Annotated in this window: 16 protein-coding genes; 6 read left to right on the forward strand and 10 right to left on the reverse strand. The window is 67.5% G+C overall.

All coding sequences use genetic code 11. The annotated features are described in order from the left end of the window. Nucleotides 1-20: 20 nt before the first annotated feature. Complete coding sequence (locus tag AWC31_RS13175) at nt 21-578, reverse strand: carboxymuconolactone decarboxylase family protein (RefSeq protein ID WP_085144807.1); 558 nt, start codon at nt 576-578, stop codon at nt 21-23. 99 nt (nt 579-677) lie between these two features. Here AWC31_RS13175 and AWC31_RS13180 point away from each other — a divergent pair, with 99 nt between their 5' ends. The 3 genes from AWC31_RS13180 to AWC31_RS13190 all read left to right on the forward strand — a co-directional run bounded on the left by AWC31_RS13180 (nt 678) and on the right by AWC31_RS13190 (nt 3,394). After that, nucleotides 678-1,271: a TetR/AcrR family transcriptional regulator gene (locus AWC31_RS13180; protein ID WP_085144808.1), complete on the forward strand. Its 594-nt coding sequence runs from the start codon at nt 678-680 to the stop codon at nt 1,269-1,271. A 27-nt stretch (nt 1,272-1,298) separates the two neighbouring features. Then, entirely contained in the window at nt 1,299-2,006 is a 708-nt protein-coding gene (locus AWC31_RS13185) for an SDR family NAD(P)-dependent oxidoreductase (RefSeq protein ID WP_085144655.1), read from the forward strand. A 236-nt stretch (nt 2,007-2,242) separates the two neighbouring features. Then, nucleotides 2,243-3,394: an MCE family protein gene (locus AWC31_RS13190; RefSeq protein WP_085144809.1), complete on the forward strand. Its 1,152-nt coding sequence runs from the start codon at nt 2,243-2,245 to the stop codon at nt 3,392-3,394. 6 nt (nt 3,395-3,400) lie between these two features. Here AWC31_RS13190 and AWC31_RS13195 read toward each other — a convergent pair whose 3' ends face one another. Then, nucleotides 3,401-4,312 carry a DMT family transporter gene (locus tag AWC31_RS13195; RefSeq protein WP_085144656.1) on the reverse strand — a complete coding sequence of 304 codons (912 nt, stop codon included), beginning with the start codon at nt 4,310-4,312 and terminating at the stop codon, nt 3,401-3,403. 105 nt (nt 4,313-4,417) lie between these two features. Then, the gene (locus AWC31_RS13200) at nt 4,418-4,711 is read right to left on the reverse strand and encodes a hypothetical protein (protein WP_067853860.1); all 294 of its coding nucleotides are present in this window, start codon (nt 4,709-4,711) and stop codon (nt 4,418-4,420) included. A gap of 216 nt (nt 4,712-4,927) precedes the next feature. Between AWC31_RS13200 and AWC31_RS13205 the strand changes: the two genes are divergently transcribed. Further along, nucleotides 4,928-6,382, forward strand: coding sequence for an NHL repeat-containing protein (locus AWC31_RS13205; RefSeq protein WP_085144657.1), 1,455 nt, complete (start codon nt 4,928-4,930; stop codon nt 6,380-6,382). A 1-nt stretch (nt 6,383) separates the two neighbouring features. On the opposite strand, the gene AWC31_RS13210 is transcribed toward AWC31_RS13205, so the two are convergent. Continuing rightward, nucleotides 6,384-7,094, reverse strand: coding sequence for a histidine phosphatase family protein (locus AWC31_RS13210; RefSeq protein ID WP_085144658.1), 711 nt, complete (start codon nt 7,092-7,094; stop codon nt 6,384-6,386). A gap of 63 nt (nt 7,095-7,157) precedes the next feature. Here AWC31_RS13210 and AWC31_RS13215 point away from each other — a divergent pair, with 63 nt between their 5' ends. Further along, complete coding sequence (locus AWC31_RS13215) at nt 7,158-7,784, forward strand: O-methyltransferase (RefSeq protein ID WP_374213915.1); 627 nt, start codon at nt 7,158-7,160, stop codon at nt 7,782-7,784. An 82-nt stretch (nt 7,785-7,866) separates the two neighbouring features. Here the strand turns inward: AWC31_RS13215 and AWC31_RS13220 are convergent, their stop codons facing one another. Continuing rightward, the gene (locus AWC31_RS13220; RefSeq protein ID WP_085144659.1) at nt 7,867-8,694 is read right to left on the reverse strand and encodes an AraC family transcriptional regulator; all 828 of its coding nucleotides are present in this window, start codon (nt 8,692-8,694) and stop codon (nt 7,867-7,869) included. 24 nt (nt 8,695-8,718) lie between these two features. Here AWC31_RS13220 and AWC31_RS13225 point away from each other — a divergent pair, with 24 nt between their 5' ends. Continuing rightward, nucleotides 8,719-9,981: an amidohydrolase family protein gene (locus AWC31_RS13225; protein WP_085144660.1), complete on the forward strand. Its 1,263-nt coding sequence runs from the start codon at nt 8,719-8,721 to the stop codon at nt 9,979-9,981. Nucleotides 9,982-9,984: 3 nt separating this feature from the next. On the opposite strand, the gene AWC31_RS13230 is transcribed toward AWC31_RS13225, so the two are convergent. The 5 genes from AWC31_RS13230 to AWC31_RS13250 all read right to left on the reverse strand — a co-directional run bounded on the left by AWC31_RS13230 (nt 9,985) and on the right by AWC31_RS13250 (nt 14,302). Next, nucleotides 9,985-10,404, reverse strand: a complete 420-nt coding sequence (locus AWC31_RS13230; protein ID WP_085144661.1) for a Rieske (2Fe-2S) protein — start codon at nt 10,402-10,404, stop codon at nt 9,985-9,987. A gap of 11 nt (nt 10,405-10,415) precedes the next feature. Further along, nucleotides 10,416-10,934, reverse strand: coding sequence for a DUF6529 family protein (locus AWC31_RS13235; RefSeq protein ID WP_207626351.1), 519 nt, complete (start codon nt 10,932-10,934; stop codon nt 10,416-10,418). A gap of 73 nt (nt 10,935-11,007) precedes the next feature. Then, complete coding sequence (locus tag AWC31_RS13240; RefSeq protein ID WP_085144663.1) at nt 11,008-11,466, reverse strand: hypothetical protein; 459 nt, start codon at nt 11,464-11,466, stop codon at nt 11,008-11,010. A 75-nt stretch (nt 11,467-11,541) separates the two neighbouring features. Next, nucleotides 11,542-12,048 carry a hypothetical protein gene (locus AWC31_RS13245; RefSeq protein WP_234816842.1) on the reverse strand — a complete coding sequence of 169 codons (507 nt, stop codon included), beginning with the start codon at nt 12,046-12,048 and terminating at the stop codon, nt 11,542-11,544. A gap of 94 nt (nt 12,049-12,142) precedes the next feature. Then, nucleotides 12,143-14,302 carry an acyl-CoA dehydrogenase family protein gene (locus AWC31_RS13250; RefSeq protein ID WP_085144664.1) on the reverse strand — a complete coding sequence of 720 codons (2,160 nt, stop codon included), beginning with the start codon at nt 14,300-14,302 and terminating at the stop codon, nt 12,143-12,145. Between the last annotated feature and the right edge of the window lie 40 nt (nt 14,303-14,342).

The following is a 14,342-nucleotide window of genomic DNA, read 5'->3' on the forward strand; positions in this document are numbered from 1 at the left end:
TGTCGGGTCACCGGCCGTGACTACCCCATTGCGGCGTAGAACTCGTCGTTGCCCGCGCCCGGTTCCAGCTCGACGTCAAAGGTGTTGAGCGCCAGCGCAAGTGTGCTGTAGCCGCCGTAGGTGAACATCAAGTCCATCCGCTGGCGGTCGTCGAGGCGCGCGCCGAGCCGCGTCCAGGTCTGCGCGGTCATCCGCGAGCCCGAGTTCAACTCGTCCACCGCATCGAGCACGGCCTGGTCGAATTCGTCTGCGGCGACCCCGGTTCGGGCCGAGGAGATCTCTGCGTCGGTGAGGCCGAGCACGCGGCCCATGGCCTGGTGGTGTCCCCACTCGTATACGCAGCCGTGCAGGTGTGCGGTACGCAGAATGACCAGCTCCCGGACGCGATCCGGCAGCGTCGACCCCTGTTGAAGGTAGGCGTTGAACGGCAGGAACGCCCTGGCCAGCACCGGATGGCGCACGAGCGTCGCGAGCGCGTTCCCCGCGTCGTCGGGATTGCGCCGTTCTGGCGGCACCGTGGCGGCCAACGCATCTCGCGCCGAATCGTCCCAGTCCTCGGCCGGCAAGGGCGTCAACATCGGCATGTCCTCTCCATGTCGATCTGCTTTACGATCGACTAGTACGCTACTTTACGATCGTAAAGTAGATCGATGAAGATCGCACCCAAGGGGATCCCGATGACAGCCGTCGCCGACGAGCCGGCCGGTTCGGGTGCCAATCGCGCCGCCACCCGCCAACGACTTGTCGCCGCAGCCGTCAGACTGTTCACCCGCCACGGCTTCGCCGGCACCTCGCTGCAGATGATCGCCGACGAGCTCGGTTTCACGAAGGCGGCGATCTATTACCACTTCCGCACCCGCGAGCAGCTGCTGACCGCGGTGGTCGAGCCGATCCTCGCCGACCTGCAGACCGTCGTCGCGGCCGCCGAGCAGGAGCGCGGCGCGCACGGCCGCGCCGACCGCATGGTGTGCGGCTACGCCGAGATCGCGCTGCGCAATCGCGCGCTCGTCTCGGTGCTGGCCGGCGATCCGAGCGTCAACGAGGCACTGCGGACCCGGCCGGAATGGGACGCCGTGATCGACCGCCAGATGGCGCTGCTGGCCGACGTCGACCCCGGCCCCGCGGGTGTGGTCAAGGCCTCGATGGTCTTCTCCGGAATCGCCGGCGCCGCCGCGGCGGAGATCGGGGACGACGACTTCTACCGGTACGCGGTGGAGGCAAGCCGGCGCACGCTCGGCCTGCGCGCCACCCGTCGCCCCGAAAAAGCCTGAAACGCAACGACTTACGAAAGGGTCACCATGACAACCAAGACAGCGCTGGTCACCGGCGGCGCCTCCGGGATCGGCAAGGCCATCGCCGAACGGCTGGCGGCCGACGGCCATCAGGTCGCGACGCTCGACCTGACCGCGACCGACGCCGCGCACGCGTACACAGCCGATGTCACCGATCGCGCGCAGGTCGACGCGGTGTTCAAGGCCGTGCGGGAAGAACTGGGCCCGGTCACGATCCTGGTGAATGCCGCCGGGCTCAGCGGTTTCAAGCCGTTCGCCGACATCACCTTCGAGGAATGGCAGCGCGTCGTCAACGTCAATCTCAACGGCGTCTTCCATGTGGTGCAGGCCGCGCTGCCCGACATGGTCGCGGCGGGCTGGGGTCGCATCGTCAACATCTCGTCGTCGAGCACACATTCCGGTGTGCCGTACATGAGCCACTACGTATCGGCGAAATCCGCGGTCAACGGGCTCACCAAATCCTTGGCCCTGGAATACGGCCCGGCCGGAATCACGGTCAACGCCGTCCCACCCGGCTTCATCGACACCCCGATGCTGCGCGCGGCCGAGGCTCGTGGCGAACTCGGCAACATCCAGGACACGATCGACGCCACCCCGGTGCGACGCATGGGCAAGCCCGAAGATATCGCCGCGACCTGCTCGTTTCTCATCTCCGAGGAAGCCGGCTACATCACCGGCCAGATCGTCGGGGTGAACGGCGGCCGCAACACCTGACGGCGTTGCGTCTGTGACGGAAGTCTCGTGGCGCCCAGTATTTGATGTTCACCGCACTGGCCCCATTCAGTTGCTTTTGTCTCCGATAGTTTGCGACAGTTTGCTGAGCTCACTAACTCGCTGCGTCGATATCGGGGGTTTAGCGCGTGGCCTCATCCGCGGCGTCTCGGGACCGGTTCGGTCAACGGTTCAAGCATTGGCGATACGACCCGCCGTACAAGTCCGCATCCCTCGGCATGGTCATCGTGATCGTCGCGGTCCTGGCCCTCACCTGGATGCAGTTCCGGGGCGTCTTCGAACCCAAGACTCAACTGACGGTGATGTCGGGCCGGTCCGGGTTGTCCATGGACCCGGGCTCGAAGGTCACGTTCAACGGCGTGCCGATCGGCCGCTTGTCAGCGGTCAATGTCGTCGAATCCGACGGGGACACGCAGGCCAAGCTGACGGTGGACGTCGATCCCCGTTACCTCAACCTGATTCCCGAGAACGTGCACGCCGAGTTGCGGGCGACGACGGTATTCGGCAACAAGTACATCTCCTTCGTGTCACCCGAGGACCCGTCCCCCGCACGTGTGTCGGCTGCCACGCCGATACGGGCGCAGGGCGTCACGACGGAGTTCAACACGCTGTTCGAGACCATCACCGCGATCTCCGAACAGGTCGACCCGATCAAGCTCAACGAAACCCTAACCGCCACCGCGCAGGCGCTCGACGGGCTCGGCGACAAGTTCGGCCGGTCGATCGCCGACGGCAACGACATCCTCGCCGACGTCAACCCGCGCATGCCCCAAATCCGCCGGGACATCACGGGTTTGGCCGACCTCGGCGAGATCTACGCCGACGCGTCCCCCGATCTGTGGGACGGGTTGACCAATGCGGTGACAACTGCGCGCACGCTCAACGAGCAACGGGGCAATCTCGACCAGGCCCTCGTCGCGGCGGTCGGCTTCGGCAACACCGGCGGCGACATCTTCGAGCGCGGTGGCCCGTATCTGGTGCGCGGCGCACAGGACCTGCTCCCGACATCGGCGTTGCTCGACGAGTACAGCCCGGCGCTGTTCTGCACGATCCGCAATTACCACGACGCGGCCCCCAAGTTCGCCGCCCAGACCAGCAATGGGTATTCGATCCAGTTGCTCGACTCCTTGGTGGGAGCCGGCAACCCGTATGTGTACCCGGACAACCTGCCCCGCGTGAACGCCAAGGGCGGGCCAGAAGGGCGGCCGGGCTGCTGGCAGCCGATCACCCGTGACCTGTGGCCGGCGCCCTACCTGGTGATGGACACCGGCGCCTCGATCGCGCCCTACAACCACTTCGAATTGGGCCAGCCGATTCTCACCGAATACGTCTGGGGCCGACAGGTGGGCGAGCCGACCATCAACCCGTAGCGGGCGTCAGCTGGGCCCTGCCTTGGCTTTCATCTCGGCCTCGAGTTCGGCTTCCAGCTTCTCCTCGTAGGCGCCCTCGTCACGGCCGAGCGCGATCGTGGCCGCTGCCATCGCGCCGATCGCCAGCGACAGCGCGACGGGCTCCCAGCCGGTGATCGACAGATGCTCGCCGAGCACGATCGAGCCGAGCATCACGGCCACGACCGGTTCGAGCACGAGCATGGTCGGCACCGAAGTCTGCAGCGAGCCGGCATGGAACGCCGACTGCTGCAGAAGCGTCGCCACCACACCGAGCAACACCACCAGGTACAGCGCCGGGGTGGCCAGCGTGGCGAGCATGCTGCCCTCGGCGACCATGTGCATCACGATCTTCGTCAGCACCGCGACCACGCCCAGCATGACGCCGACCCCGGCCGCCAGCAGGACGGCCCGGCGCCAGTTCGTGGAGCGCGTGGCCAGCAGGACGAACAGCGTGACAACAATCGCGCACACCACGGCCACCGTCACCGTCGTGGACACCGGAACCGCGTAGCTGCCGGTACTCGATCGAGCCAGGACGACGAACACCGTGAGCGCCGTCGTCAGCAGCAGCGCCCACAGCCATTCGGCGCGCGTCACCCGGCGGTTCGCGAGATGCGCGCTCAACGGCAGCGCGAAAAGCAATGCGGACACGAGCACGGGCTGCACGAGCAGCAGCGAACCGAACGCGAGTGCCAGGGCCTGAAACGCGTACCCCGCAATGGCGGACGCGGTGCCCGCCCACCACAGTTTGCGGCGCAGAAGCGTCCGCAGCATCGCGGTGCTGACACCCTTCTCGGGCGGAACGTCCATCGTGGCGCGTTGCCGTACCACGATGCCGATCGCCGCGAAAACCGCGGCGCACAGAGCGAACAGCACCGCAAGACCGTTGCCGAGCAAGCCTCGTCAACCCCTTTCGGGCCATTGTCGGTCGGCCCTCCAGAGGCGAGAAGGCCCAGTCACCTTCAACCGTAGAGCGCCGCGGCGAGGCGTGCCGATCGGGGCCTACACGACCTGCAGATGTGGCCGCTGCGGTGGACCGGCGGGCTCCGCGGGTTCGGCATGGTCGGCGGGTGCGGGCGCGATCTTGTCGTTGACCGATGCCACAGCCAGGTCGACCCGGTTCACCGCGGTGTCGCACAACACCCGCACCCGGCCGCTGGCCGTCTCGACGTCGTCGGCCGCACTGCGCAGATAGGCCCTGACGTTGATCCGGAGCCGCTCGCCGGCGATGCGCATCCGCTGACGCAACCGCTCGTCGACCTCGACGGTGACGTATGGCAGCAACCGAAACCTCATATGCCCCGCTCCCATCCTGGATGTCATGGCTCACAGTAGCTCCGACCAGGCGGCCAGGGGAGCCAGACGTGATGGGCGCCGCAGGCCGCCGGAACCAGTGGCACAGGTCACATTATGCGGTCCTTGGCTCAACCGATTTCCGTCGGATGCGGTTTCGTGACCCGCTGTCCGTAGCGTTCGGATCCCGACGAACCCGCCGGCGCCAGGAGTTGACGAATGTCCGTTACCGGATGGCCGGCAAAGTTCTTGGCGGCCGTGCTCGTGGCGGTGCTGTCGGCGGCCCTCGCCCTACCCGATCCAGCGCACGCCGCCAGTCCGTACGGTCCGCAACTGCCCGACAATCCGCACGACGGCCCGACCGGCACGGCGGCGATGCACGGCGATAGCGGCGCGTCGGACACCACGCCGTTGCGCGGCCCCGGCACCCGCCACGTGCTGACCCAGCCCATCGCGCTCGGCGCGGCCTGCCCGACCGTCCTGATCGGCCGCGACGGCATGCCCGTCGCCCTGTGCACGCAGGTTCTCGGCCGTACGCCGCGGGTCTACCTGCTCGACAAGGCCACGGGCATTCCGCTCGCGAGCATGGCCGTTTCCGCGGGCAGCCTGCTCGGCGGCGTGTATGCCTATCTCGACGACGCCGACCGCATGGTGCTCGTCGACGGCGACAACAACCTGATCCGGGTTGCCCACACGCCGAACAAGCTCGGGCTGTGGAACCTGAGCATCGTCGAGTCGACGCCGTTGGGTACCGGTCTGCCCGCGGGCGACGCCGTCACCAGCGTCGCGCCCGCCTACAACGGCAAGGTCTGGTACGCCACGGCGGGCGCCACCGTCGGCATCGTGGACACCGCGACCGGCGCGGTCACCTCGGTGGCGCTGCCGGCAGGCGAACGCGTCGACAACAGCATCGCCACCGCACCGCAGGGCACGGCCGTCGTGACGAGCCACGCGCTGTATCTGCTGACCGAGGACGCCGCGGGCAAGCCCGTGGTGAAGTTCCGGGTCGGCTACGACCGCGGCTCGGCCCGCAAGCCCGGCCAGCTCAGTTGGGGCAGCGGGTCGACGCCGACGTTCTTCGGCCCCGTCACCGGCGGCGACTACCTCAGCTTGATCGACAACGCCGACAACCAGGTGCATCTGCTGGTCGTCGACGCGGCTTCCGGCGCGCTGCTGTGCATCACGCCGGTGCTGACGTCGGGCGGTCCGGGTTCGGAGAACTCACCGATCGGCGCGGGCCGCACGGTGATCGCGGCCAGCACCTACGGCTATCCGTACCCGACCGTGCCGGACGGTGCCGGCCCCGCGGTGCCTCCGACGGCTCCGTTCGTCGGCGGCATGACGCGCGTCGACGTCCGGGCCGACGGGTCGGGTTGCGACGTGGTCTGGAACAACACCGTGCGCTCGGCGGCCGTGCCGAAACTCTCGGTGGCGGACGGGCTGATCGCGACGGTCACGCGCCACAACCCGCTGGGTGATCAGTTCAGCACCTCGCCTGCCGACACGTACTTCTACGCCGCGGTCGACGCCGCGTCGGGTGCATTGGTCACCGAACAGTTCATGAGTGCCACGATCGCAGCCGACCCGATCCAGATGGCCGGGACGACGGCACCCGACGGCGTGCTCTATCAGGGTTCGGTGACCGGCATCCAGCGCATCGTGGGGCTCGGCTGACTCAGCGGGCGGGGACGCCGTCCCAGTCGACCAGTGTCCAGCCATCGGTCGGATTGCCCTTGACCACGACATAGCTCGTGTTGTTGAGCGGATGGGTGCGCAGCAGCTGCGGATCGGGATTGCCGACGTTCATGCTGACCCACAGCATGATCGCGCCGCCGTGCGAATACGCGACGGGCTTGTCGTCGCCGGTGTCGTAGATCTGTTGTACGGCCTGGTCGAACCGCGCGTCGAACTCGTTGCCGTCGACCGATCCGGGAATCCGGGCGGTGCGGTTGCCTTGCAGCCACTGCTGAGGCGCGCCGAAGTAGGTGTCGGCCGCCGCGGCCTCCGGCTGCCCCTCGTACACACCGGCCTCGAGTTCGCGGAGCCCCGGCAGCACCGTGACCGGTTCGTGGAGGCTGTCGGCCATTGGCTGGGCGGTCTGCTGCGTGCGGATCATCGTCGACGCGAAGATCCCGTCGTAGTCATTGCCCGCGAGCTTCTGTGCGCTGGCGATCGCCTGGCTGCGGCCGAGTTCGGTGATCGGCGGGCCCGGCGTCGAGGTGTCGATGAGACCCGATGCGTTGCCCGCCGATTGCGCGTGCCGCACGAAGGTCAACGTGATGGTGCGGTAGCCGCCCGCCAGCGCCGTCGGGGTGACGCCCAATCCGGCCAGGACGGCCGTGAGCACCGCAATGCATAGCAGCTGCACAGCTTTCGTTCGGGTCATGGCCGTCCCATCGCGCGTAGGTTCGTCAACGTGGCTTCCCTAAACGATGACAGAGTCGCCGGTGTGCTGGATCGGTTGTACACCGCGGCGTCCGAGCAACATGCCAGATTCCGCGCCGACGGCCCCGGCCGGTTCGCCCGGTTGGAGAACGCGAGCGTGCAGGAGCGCGCGGACGCGCTCAGTGACATCTACATGCCGGTGACCCGTGAGGCCGGCCGGCTGCTGTATTCGCTCGTGCGGGCGGCCCGGCCGCAGATCGTGGTCGAGTTCGGGATGTCCTTCGGCCTGTCGGCACTGCACCTGGCGTCCGCGGTCCGCGACAACGGCACCGGGCGCGTGTTCACCACCGAGCTCAGCGCGGCCAAGATCGCGGCCGCCCGTGCGACGTTCGCCGAGGCCGGGCTCGACGACGTCATCACGGTGCTCGAGGGCGACGCCCTGGAAACACTGCAGACCGTTGCCGGCGACATCGGGTTCGTACTGCTCGACGGATGGAAGGAGCTCTACCTTCCGGTGCTCAAAATCCTTGAGCCGCAGCTCGTTCCCGGTGCACTGCTGGTCGCCGACAACACCTCGATGGCCGACACCCAGCCGTATCTCGACTACGTGCGCGACCCGGCGAACGGATATGTGAGCGTCAACTTCCTCGCGCGCGACAGCGACAGTATGGAGATCACCTCCCGTTCGTAGCCGCTCCCCTTGCACCGCGAGCGACCGTGTTTGTACACCGACACGCCGTCTGAACCGGCATTTGACGGTCGCTCGTCGGGTACTACTGACTCGCCCGAGCCCGGTACGCCGACGGGGTCTCACCGCTGAATTGGGCGAAGCACCGGGTGAACGCGCTCAGGCTTTCGAACCCCACCGCTGTCGCGGTGGCCTGCACCGACTGGCCCGGTGCGGCAAGCAAGGCCATCGCCCGCAGCATCCTCGCGTGCAGAAGATATGTGCGCCAAGACAATCCGAGCGTCTCGGCGAACAGCCGGCGTAATGTCCGCTCCGACACCGAGACCGCCCGGCTCACCTCGTCGGCAGTGACCGAATCCAGGTGCTCCTTGGTGTAGGCCAGCGCAGCGGCCACGATCGGGTGGTCGGATGTCGGCAGGCTCAGAGGCGCTTCGTGATCGAGCGCCTCGGCCACCAGATTCGCCAGGGTCTGGAAGAACCCATCGGAGACCGCATCGCCGTCGGCGCGGTCGATCGGCCAGCGCAACGCGTAGATCATCATCTCGCGGATCAGCGGCGAGACGGCGATGATGCGCGCGCGGTCGCCACCCGGGATCAGCCCCGGGTCGAACATCACCGCGACGGTCTTGACGTCCGGGTTCATGACCGCCTGGTGTTCGAGGCCGGCCGGGATCCACGCGGCCTGCTGCGGCGGCAGCAGATAGTGCGCGGTGTCGGTCTCGACCTCGACCACCCCGTGCAGCGCGTACTCGATCTGGTGCACCTCATGGGAATGCCATCCGGTGATGAGGCCTTCGCCCTCGTAGAGGTAGCTGCCGGACGGCGCACGGCCGCCGCGGCGCAGTTCGATGACCGGCCTGGTGATGTTGGCCGATTCAGCTAAACCTCTGTCCGAAAGCGCAGAGACGGTCACACTGCTAGACGGTACTACTTGGTTATGCAGACCGACGACCTCATCCTCGTGAGCATCGACGACCACGTCGTCGAACCCCCCGACATGTTCCTGCGCCACGTCCCGGCCAAATACAAGGACGAGGCGCCGATCGTGGTCACCGACGACAAGGGCGTCGACCAGTGGATGTATCAGGGTCGGCCGCAGGGCGTCAGCGGCTTGAACGCGGTGGTGTCCTGGCCGGCCGAGGAGTGGGGTCGCGATCCGGCCGGGTTCGCCGAGATGCGTCCCGGCGTGTACGACGTTCACGAGCGGGTGCGCGATATGAACCGCAACGGCATCCTTGCCTCCATGTGCTTCCCGACGTTCACCGGCTTCTCCGCTCGGCACCTCAACATGCACCGTGAGGAAGCCACGCTCGTCATGGTGTCGGCCTACAACGACTGGCACATCGACGAATGGGCCGGCTCCTACCCGGACCGCTTCATCCCGATCGCGATCCTGCCGACGTGGAATCCGGAGGCGATGTGCCGTGAGATCCGCCGGGTCGCAGCCAAGGGCTGCCGCGCGGTGACCATGCCGGAACTGCCGCACCTGGAAGGGCTTCCGAGCTACTTCGACGAAGACTACTGGGGTCCGGTGTTCCGCACCCTGTCCGAGGAGAACGTCGTGATGTGCCTGCACATCGGCACCGGATTCGGCGCCATCTCGATGGCCAAGGATGCCCCTATCGACAACCTGATCATCCTCGCCACCCAGGTGTCGGCGATGTGCGCGCAGGATCTGCTGTGGGGTCCGGCGATGCGCAACTATCCCGACCTCAAGTTCGCCTTCTCGGAAGGCGGAATCGGTTGGATCCCCTTCTATCTCGATCGCAGCGACCGCCATTACACCAACCAGAAGTGGCTGCGCCGCGACTTCGGCGACAAGCTGCCCAGCGACGTGTTCCGTGAACACTCACTGGCCTGCTACGTGACCGACAAGACGTCGCTGAAGCTGCGCCACGAGATCGGCATCGACATCATCGCCTGGGAGTGCGACTACCCGCACTCCGACTGCTTCTGGCCGGACGCGCCCGAGCAGGTGCTCGCCGAGCTCAACGCCGCAGGAGCCAGCGACTCCGACATCAACAAGATCACCTGGGAGAACTCATGCCGGTTCTTCAGCTGGGATCCGTTCAGGTTGACGCCACGTGAGCAGGCCACCGCGGGTGCGTTGCGCGCCAAGGGAGCCGACGTCGACGTGTCGATCCGCCCGCGGGCCGCATGGGCACGCCTCTACGAGCAGAAGCAGCTCGCGAAGGCCTGATGCTCACTGCAGCGTTATCGAATCACCCTGAACAGCGACCTGTTTCGACTCCAGTGGCCGCTTCGCCGGCCCCTTGGCAACGGTGCCGTCGAGGTTGAAGCTGCTGCCGTGGCACGGGCAGTTGATCGATGCGCCCAAGACCTCGGCCACCGTGCAGCCGGCGTGCGTGCACACCGAGGAGAAGCCCTGGAAGTCACCGGCCGTGAGCTGGGTGATGACGACGTCTCCGACGATCACGCCGGAACCGACCGGCACGTCCGCGGTTTTGGCGATGACGGACGCGCCGGGAGCGGCTGGGCCGGGCGCGGCCGCCGGTGGCGAGGTTTCGGCAGGCGGTTTGCCGTAGGTGGCGCAACCCGCGAGGGTGCCTGCGGCCAGCGTGATTCCGGTGCCGACGAGGGCCTGACGACGAGACAGAAACATGGGATCTTCCTTCAGAAGGTGAGGCCGGTGGTTTCGAAGAACCACAGCGCCGAGGTCAGCCAGACATAGACCAGCACGAAGAACAGCAGACCGCCGATGATCGGAATGACCCACGGCCTGAGGTTCTTTCGCGTCAGCAACATCATCTTGGTGACGAACACGCCGTAGAAGAAGCAGCCGAACAGCGAGTGGAAGAACACCCGCGAGTCACCGGACTGGAAGCCGAGCGCGTACAGGCAGTGCACGGCGACGGGCACACTGGCCAGCACCGCCAGCCGCCCAGACCACACGTGGGCAGGCGCGATCCAGGACGGGGCACGGCCGCTCGGCGTCAGCCGATACATCACGAACGCCGACACCAGCTGGAAGACGGCAAGCGTGACGGCCAGGGTCGCAAGCCATGATTTGACCGCGGTGCCGCTGGAGAACCCGGCCACACTGACCGAAAAGAACTGTGGTTCATGCACTCTGCCGAACACGCCGAGGGCCACCGCGACCGCCGCCCCGACCACGACCGGCACCAGGACCATGGCGGTCCCCCGCGGCGCGACGACCGGTGCGGGCCGGGTCGGCGCGGCATGGAATTCGAACTCGGAAGACTGCTCAGAAAACACTGGTCTCACCCGGCTTGGCGGTGAAGTCCCAGCGCTTTTCGCCGATCCGCAGGTTTCCGACGACGGTGTTGCCGACGTGGCGCCCGTCGAGCTGCGCGGTCGAATCGGCACTCGTCAGCTTGAGCACGCCGCCCTCGGCGCTGCCGGAAAGCCACGTCTCGATGCCTTTGTTGTCACAGGCGTAGGCCTTGGCGGTCGCGCCGGTGACGCTGATCTCCAGACCGAGGTTGCCCGCCTTGGTGGGAATGTTCGCGACGAAGTCCTCGCGCGCTCCGAACGGGGTTGCGGCTGGCGTGGTGGGGGCCACCGAGGGCGGCGCCGGAGCGGCCGTGGCCGCGGCAGGCTGGGGTGCGGATGCCTCCGGTTGCTGGTTGATGTTCACCAGGAATATGCCGGTTCCCAGCGCCGCGACGGCGCCGAGGGTGGCGATGGGGCCGTTGATCTTCATGGCGACGAGCCTGCCCGCGACGCAGGTGGTGGTGCTTGGAGAACGTGTGGAGATCGCGTGGAGAAGTACCGTAACTCAGGCGTGCAAGGTCGCGAATGCCGCAGGCGGGCCTGCCACCTCGAAAACCTCGGTCCAGCCGACCTCGTGGTCCGCCACGCCCGCCGCGGCCAGCGCTTCGGCCTTGAACGCGCGCCCGGCAGCGCTGAGCCGGTGGGACACCGCGCGCTCGGGTTCTGCGGGCTTACCCCAGATCAACACCTCGGCCGACCGCGACAGCAGCCGGTGGTCATCCTCCTGTGCCACATGTGAATACAGGTCGGCGTCGATGGCCAACACACATCGGTCGTCGTCCGGCCCGGCAATGTTTTCCTCGGCTTCGACGAATTCGGCGCCGAGGATCTGCAGCGGCCGGGCATCACCGGCGTGGGTCAGCGACACCGTGACCCGCCAGCCGCCCATCACCCGGTCCACGATCAGCCCCGCCGCGTGGGCTGCCACGGCGGCTGCGTCGGCCGCGACCACGTGTAGCCGATAGGTCATCGGGCCGGTGTTGCGTCCGGCCCTCATCTGTGCCGTCGTCACGAGACCTCCCCACCACCCGACACCATTCCGGGACGATTAACTGTAATGGTTACAGTAGTGGAGACTCAAGCGGCCCGCCGCCGAGGGCCCGCGCCTACTTGATGAGCGGATCGCGCGGCATGCCGAGGATCCGCTCGGCGATCTGGTTGCGGGTGACCTCCGACGTCCCGCCGGCGATGGCCATCGCGCGCGCACCCATCGCCATCTGTGCGGCGATCCCGGCCGGGCCGTCCATCAGGGCGACGTCGGGCCCGAGCAATGCACACCAGATCGCCGCGTACTCGCCCATGTGCTCGGCGAGCTTGAGCTTGGTGATGTTGCCTTCCGGCCCTGGCCCCGCGCCCTCGATGCTGCGGACCGCGCGGCGCAGGTTGAGCAACCGCATCGAATGGTCGTTGGCGATGAAGTCACCGATCCGAACCTTCGCCCCGGCCAAGGCATCTGGATGTTCGGCGAGAATGGCGATGAGCGCGGTCGGATCCACCCCGACGACACCGGACCCGCTGCCGATACTGACGCGCTCGTTGCCAAGGGTCGCACGGGCCACGGTCCAGCCGCTGTTGGGCTCGCCGACCACGTCCTCGTCGGCGACGAACACATCGTTGAAGAAGACCTCGTTGAACTCCGAGCCACCGCTGATCATCCGTAGCGGCCGGACCTCGACGCCGGGGGCCGTCATGTCGATCAGCACGGTGGTGATGCCGGCGTGCTTGGGCGCATCGGGATCGGTGCGCACGGTCGCCAGGCCGCGCCGGCAGTAGTGCGCCCCGCTCGTCCACACCTTCTGCCCGTTGATCTTCCAGCCCCCGTCGACGCGTGTCGCGCGGGTCTTGATCGCCGCGGCGTCGGATCCGGCATCCGGTTCGGAGAACAGCTGGCACCAGATCTCTTCCTTGCGCAGCGCCTTGTCGACGAATCGGTCGATCTGCGACGGGGTTCCGTGCTGGATCAGCGTGAGGATCACCCATCCGGTGATGCCGTAATCCGGTCGCTTGATACCCGCGGCCCGGAACTCCTGGTCGATGACGAGCTGCTCGATCGAGTCCGCGGCCCGGCCCCAAGGTTTGGGCCAGTGCGGCATCACATATCCCGTGGCGATCAACTTGTCGAGCTGGTCCTGGCCGGTGAGCTTGGCGATCTCGGCCGCGTCGGCGCGCACGGTGCCCCGCAGCGCCTCCGCCTCGGGAGGGAGATCGAGGCTGTTGGTCCGGCGCACACCTGCCGCGGTCAACTCGAACACGTCGTTCGCCGGGCCGTCACCACCGAGCACCGCACGCAGCGTCATGGCGCGCCGCAGGTGCAGATGCGCGTCGTGCTCCCAGGTGAACCCGATGCCACCGTGCACCTGGATGTTGAGCTCGCTGTTGCGCACGTACGCCGGAAACGCCTGCGCCGCGGCGGCTGCCGCCATCAGCCGAAACTGCTGCTCGTCGGTGCCCGCGGCCCGCGCCGCGTCCCACACGAGCGCCACGGCTGATTCGGCGGCCACGATCATGTTGGCGCAGTGGTGCTTGATGGCCTGGAACGTCGCGATGGTCCGGCCGAATTGCTCACGCACCTTGGCGTATTCGACTGCGGCGTCCACACAGTCCGACGCTCCGCCCGCGGCCTCGGCGGCCAGCAGCAGTCGGGCCCGGGCCACCGCGGCCGCGCCCGCAGCTTGGAGAACGTCGGCATCGGACACCGCGACGCCGTCGAGCAGCACCCGTCCCGATCGACGCGTCAGGTCGAGATTCGTCGGCACCTCGACCGACACCCGCGCGCGGTCGACCACCAACACGTCATCGCCGGCCACCAGGAGCAGCAGATCGGCCGACGCACCGCCCAGCACCACGCGCGCGGCGCCGTTGGCCACACCGTCCTCGACGGTGATGCCGTCACCGAACCCGAAGCCGGCCGTCACCGAGCCGTCGATCAATCCGGGTAGCAGCCGCGCCTTCTGCTCGTCGCTGCCCGCGTAGTCGATCACCGCCGAGGCCACCACCGTGGGTAGGAACGGGCCGGGCGCCACGGCGCGGCCGAGTTCGTCGACGATGACGACGAGTTCGGGCAGACCATAGCCCGATCCGCCGTGCTCTTCGCCGATGTGCAGGCCGAGCCAGCCGAGTTTGGCGATCTCGTCCCAGAACACGGGCCGGTTCTCCTCCGGCGCATCCAGGAGTTCTCTGGCCGCGGCCCGGGCCTTCTGCGCGGTGAGGAACGAACGGGCCACATCGGCCAGTTCACGATGATCGTCGGTCAGCGCAATCCCCATGGTGAGCCCCTTTGCCCTACGAGAGTGTCTCGACTTGACG

Source organism: Mycolicibacterium wolinskyi (assembly GCF_002101965.1).
Classification (GTDB): domain Bacteria; phylum Actinomycetota; class Actinomycetes; order Mycobacteriales; family Mycobacteriaceae; genus Mycobacterium; species Mycobacterium wolinskyi.

Bases quoted from the DNA above. Each gene is read 5' to 3' on its own strand.
- AWC31_RS13175 (WP_085144807.1), bottom strand. From the start codon at position 578: ATGTTGACGCCCTTGCCGGCCGAGGACTGGGACGATTCGGCGCGAGAT.
- AWC31_RS13180 (WP_085144808.1), top strand. From the start codon at position 678: ATGACAGCCGTCGCCGACGAGCCGGCCGGTTCGGGTGCCAATCGCGCC.
- AWC31_RS13185 (WP_085144655.1), top strand. From the start codon at position 1,299: ATGACAACCAAGACAGCGCTGGTCACCGGCGGCGCCTCCGGGATCGGC.
- AWC31_RS13190 (WP_085144809.1), top strand. From the start codon at position 2,243: ATGGTCATCGTGATCGTCGCGGTCCTGGCCCTCACCTGGATGCAGTTC.
- AWC31_RS13200 (WP_067853860.1), bottom strand. From the start codon at position 4,711: ATGAGGTTTCGGTTGCTGCCATACGTCACCGTCGAGGTCGACGAGCGG.
- AWC31_RS13205 (WP_085144657.1), top strand. From the start codon at position 4,928: ATGTCCGTTACCGGATGGCCGGCAAAGTTCTTGGCGGCCGTGCTCGTG.
- AWC31_RS13210 (WP_085144658.1), bottom strand. From the start codon at position 7,094: ATGACCCGAACGAAAGCTGTGCAGCTGCTATGCATTGCGGTGCTCACG.
- AWC31_RS13225 (WP_085144660.1), top strand. From the start codon at position 8,719: ATGCAGACCGACGACCTCATCCTCGTGAGCATCGACGACCACGTCGTC.
- AWC31_RS13230 (WP_085144661.1), bottom strand. From the start codon at position 10,404: ATGTTTCTGTCTCGTCGTCAGGCCCTCGTCGGCACCGGAATCACGCTG.
- AWC31_RS13235 (WP_207626351.1), bottom strand. From the start codon at position 10,934: ATGGTCCTGGTGCCGGTCGTGGTCGGGGCGGCGGTCGCGGTGGCCCTC.
- AWC31_RS13240 (WP_085144663.1), bottom strand. From the start codon at position 11,466: ATGAAGATCAACGGCCCCATCGCCACCCTCGGCGCCGTCGCGGCGCTG.
- AWC31_RS13250 (WP_085144664.1), bottom strand. From the start codon at position 14,302: ATGGGGATTGCGCTGACCGACGATCATCGTGAACTGGCCGATGTGGCC.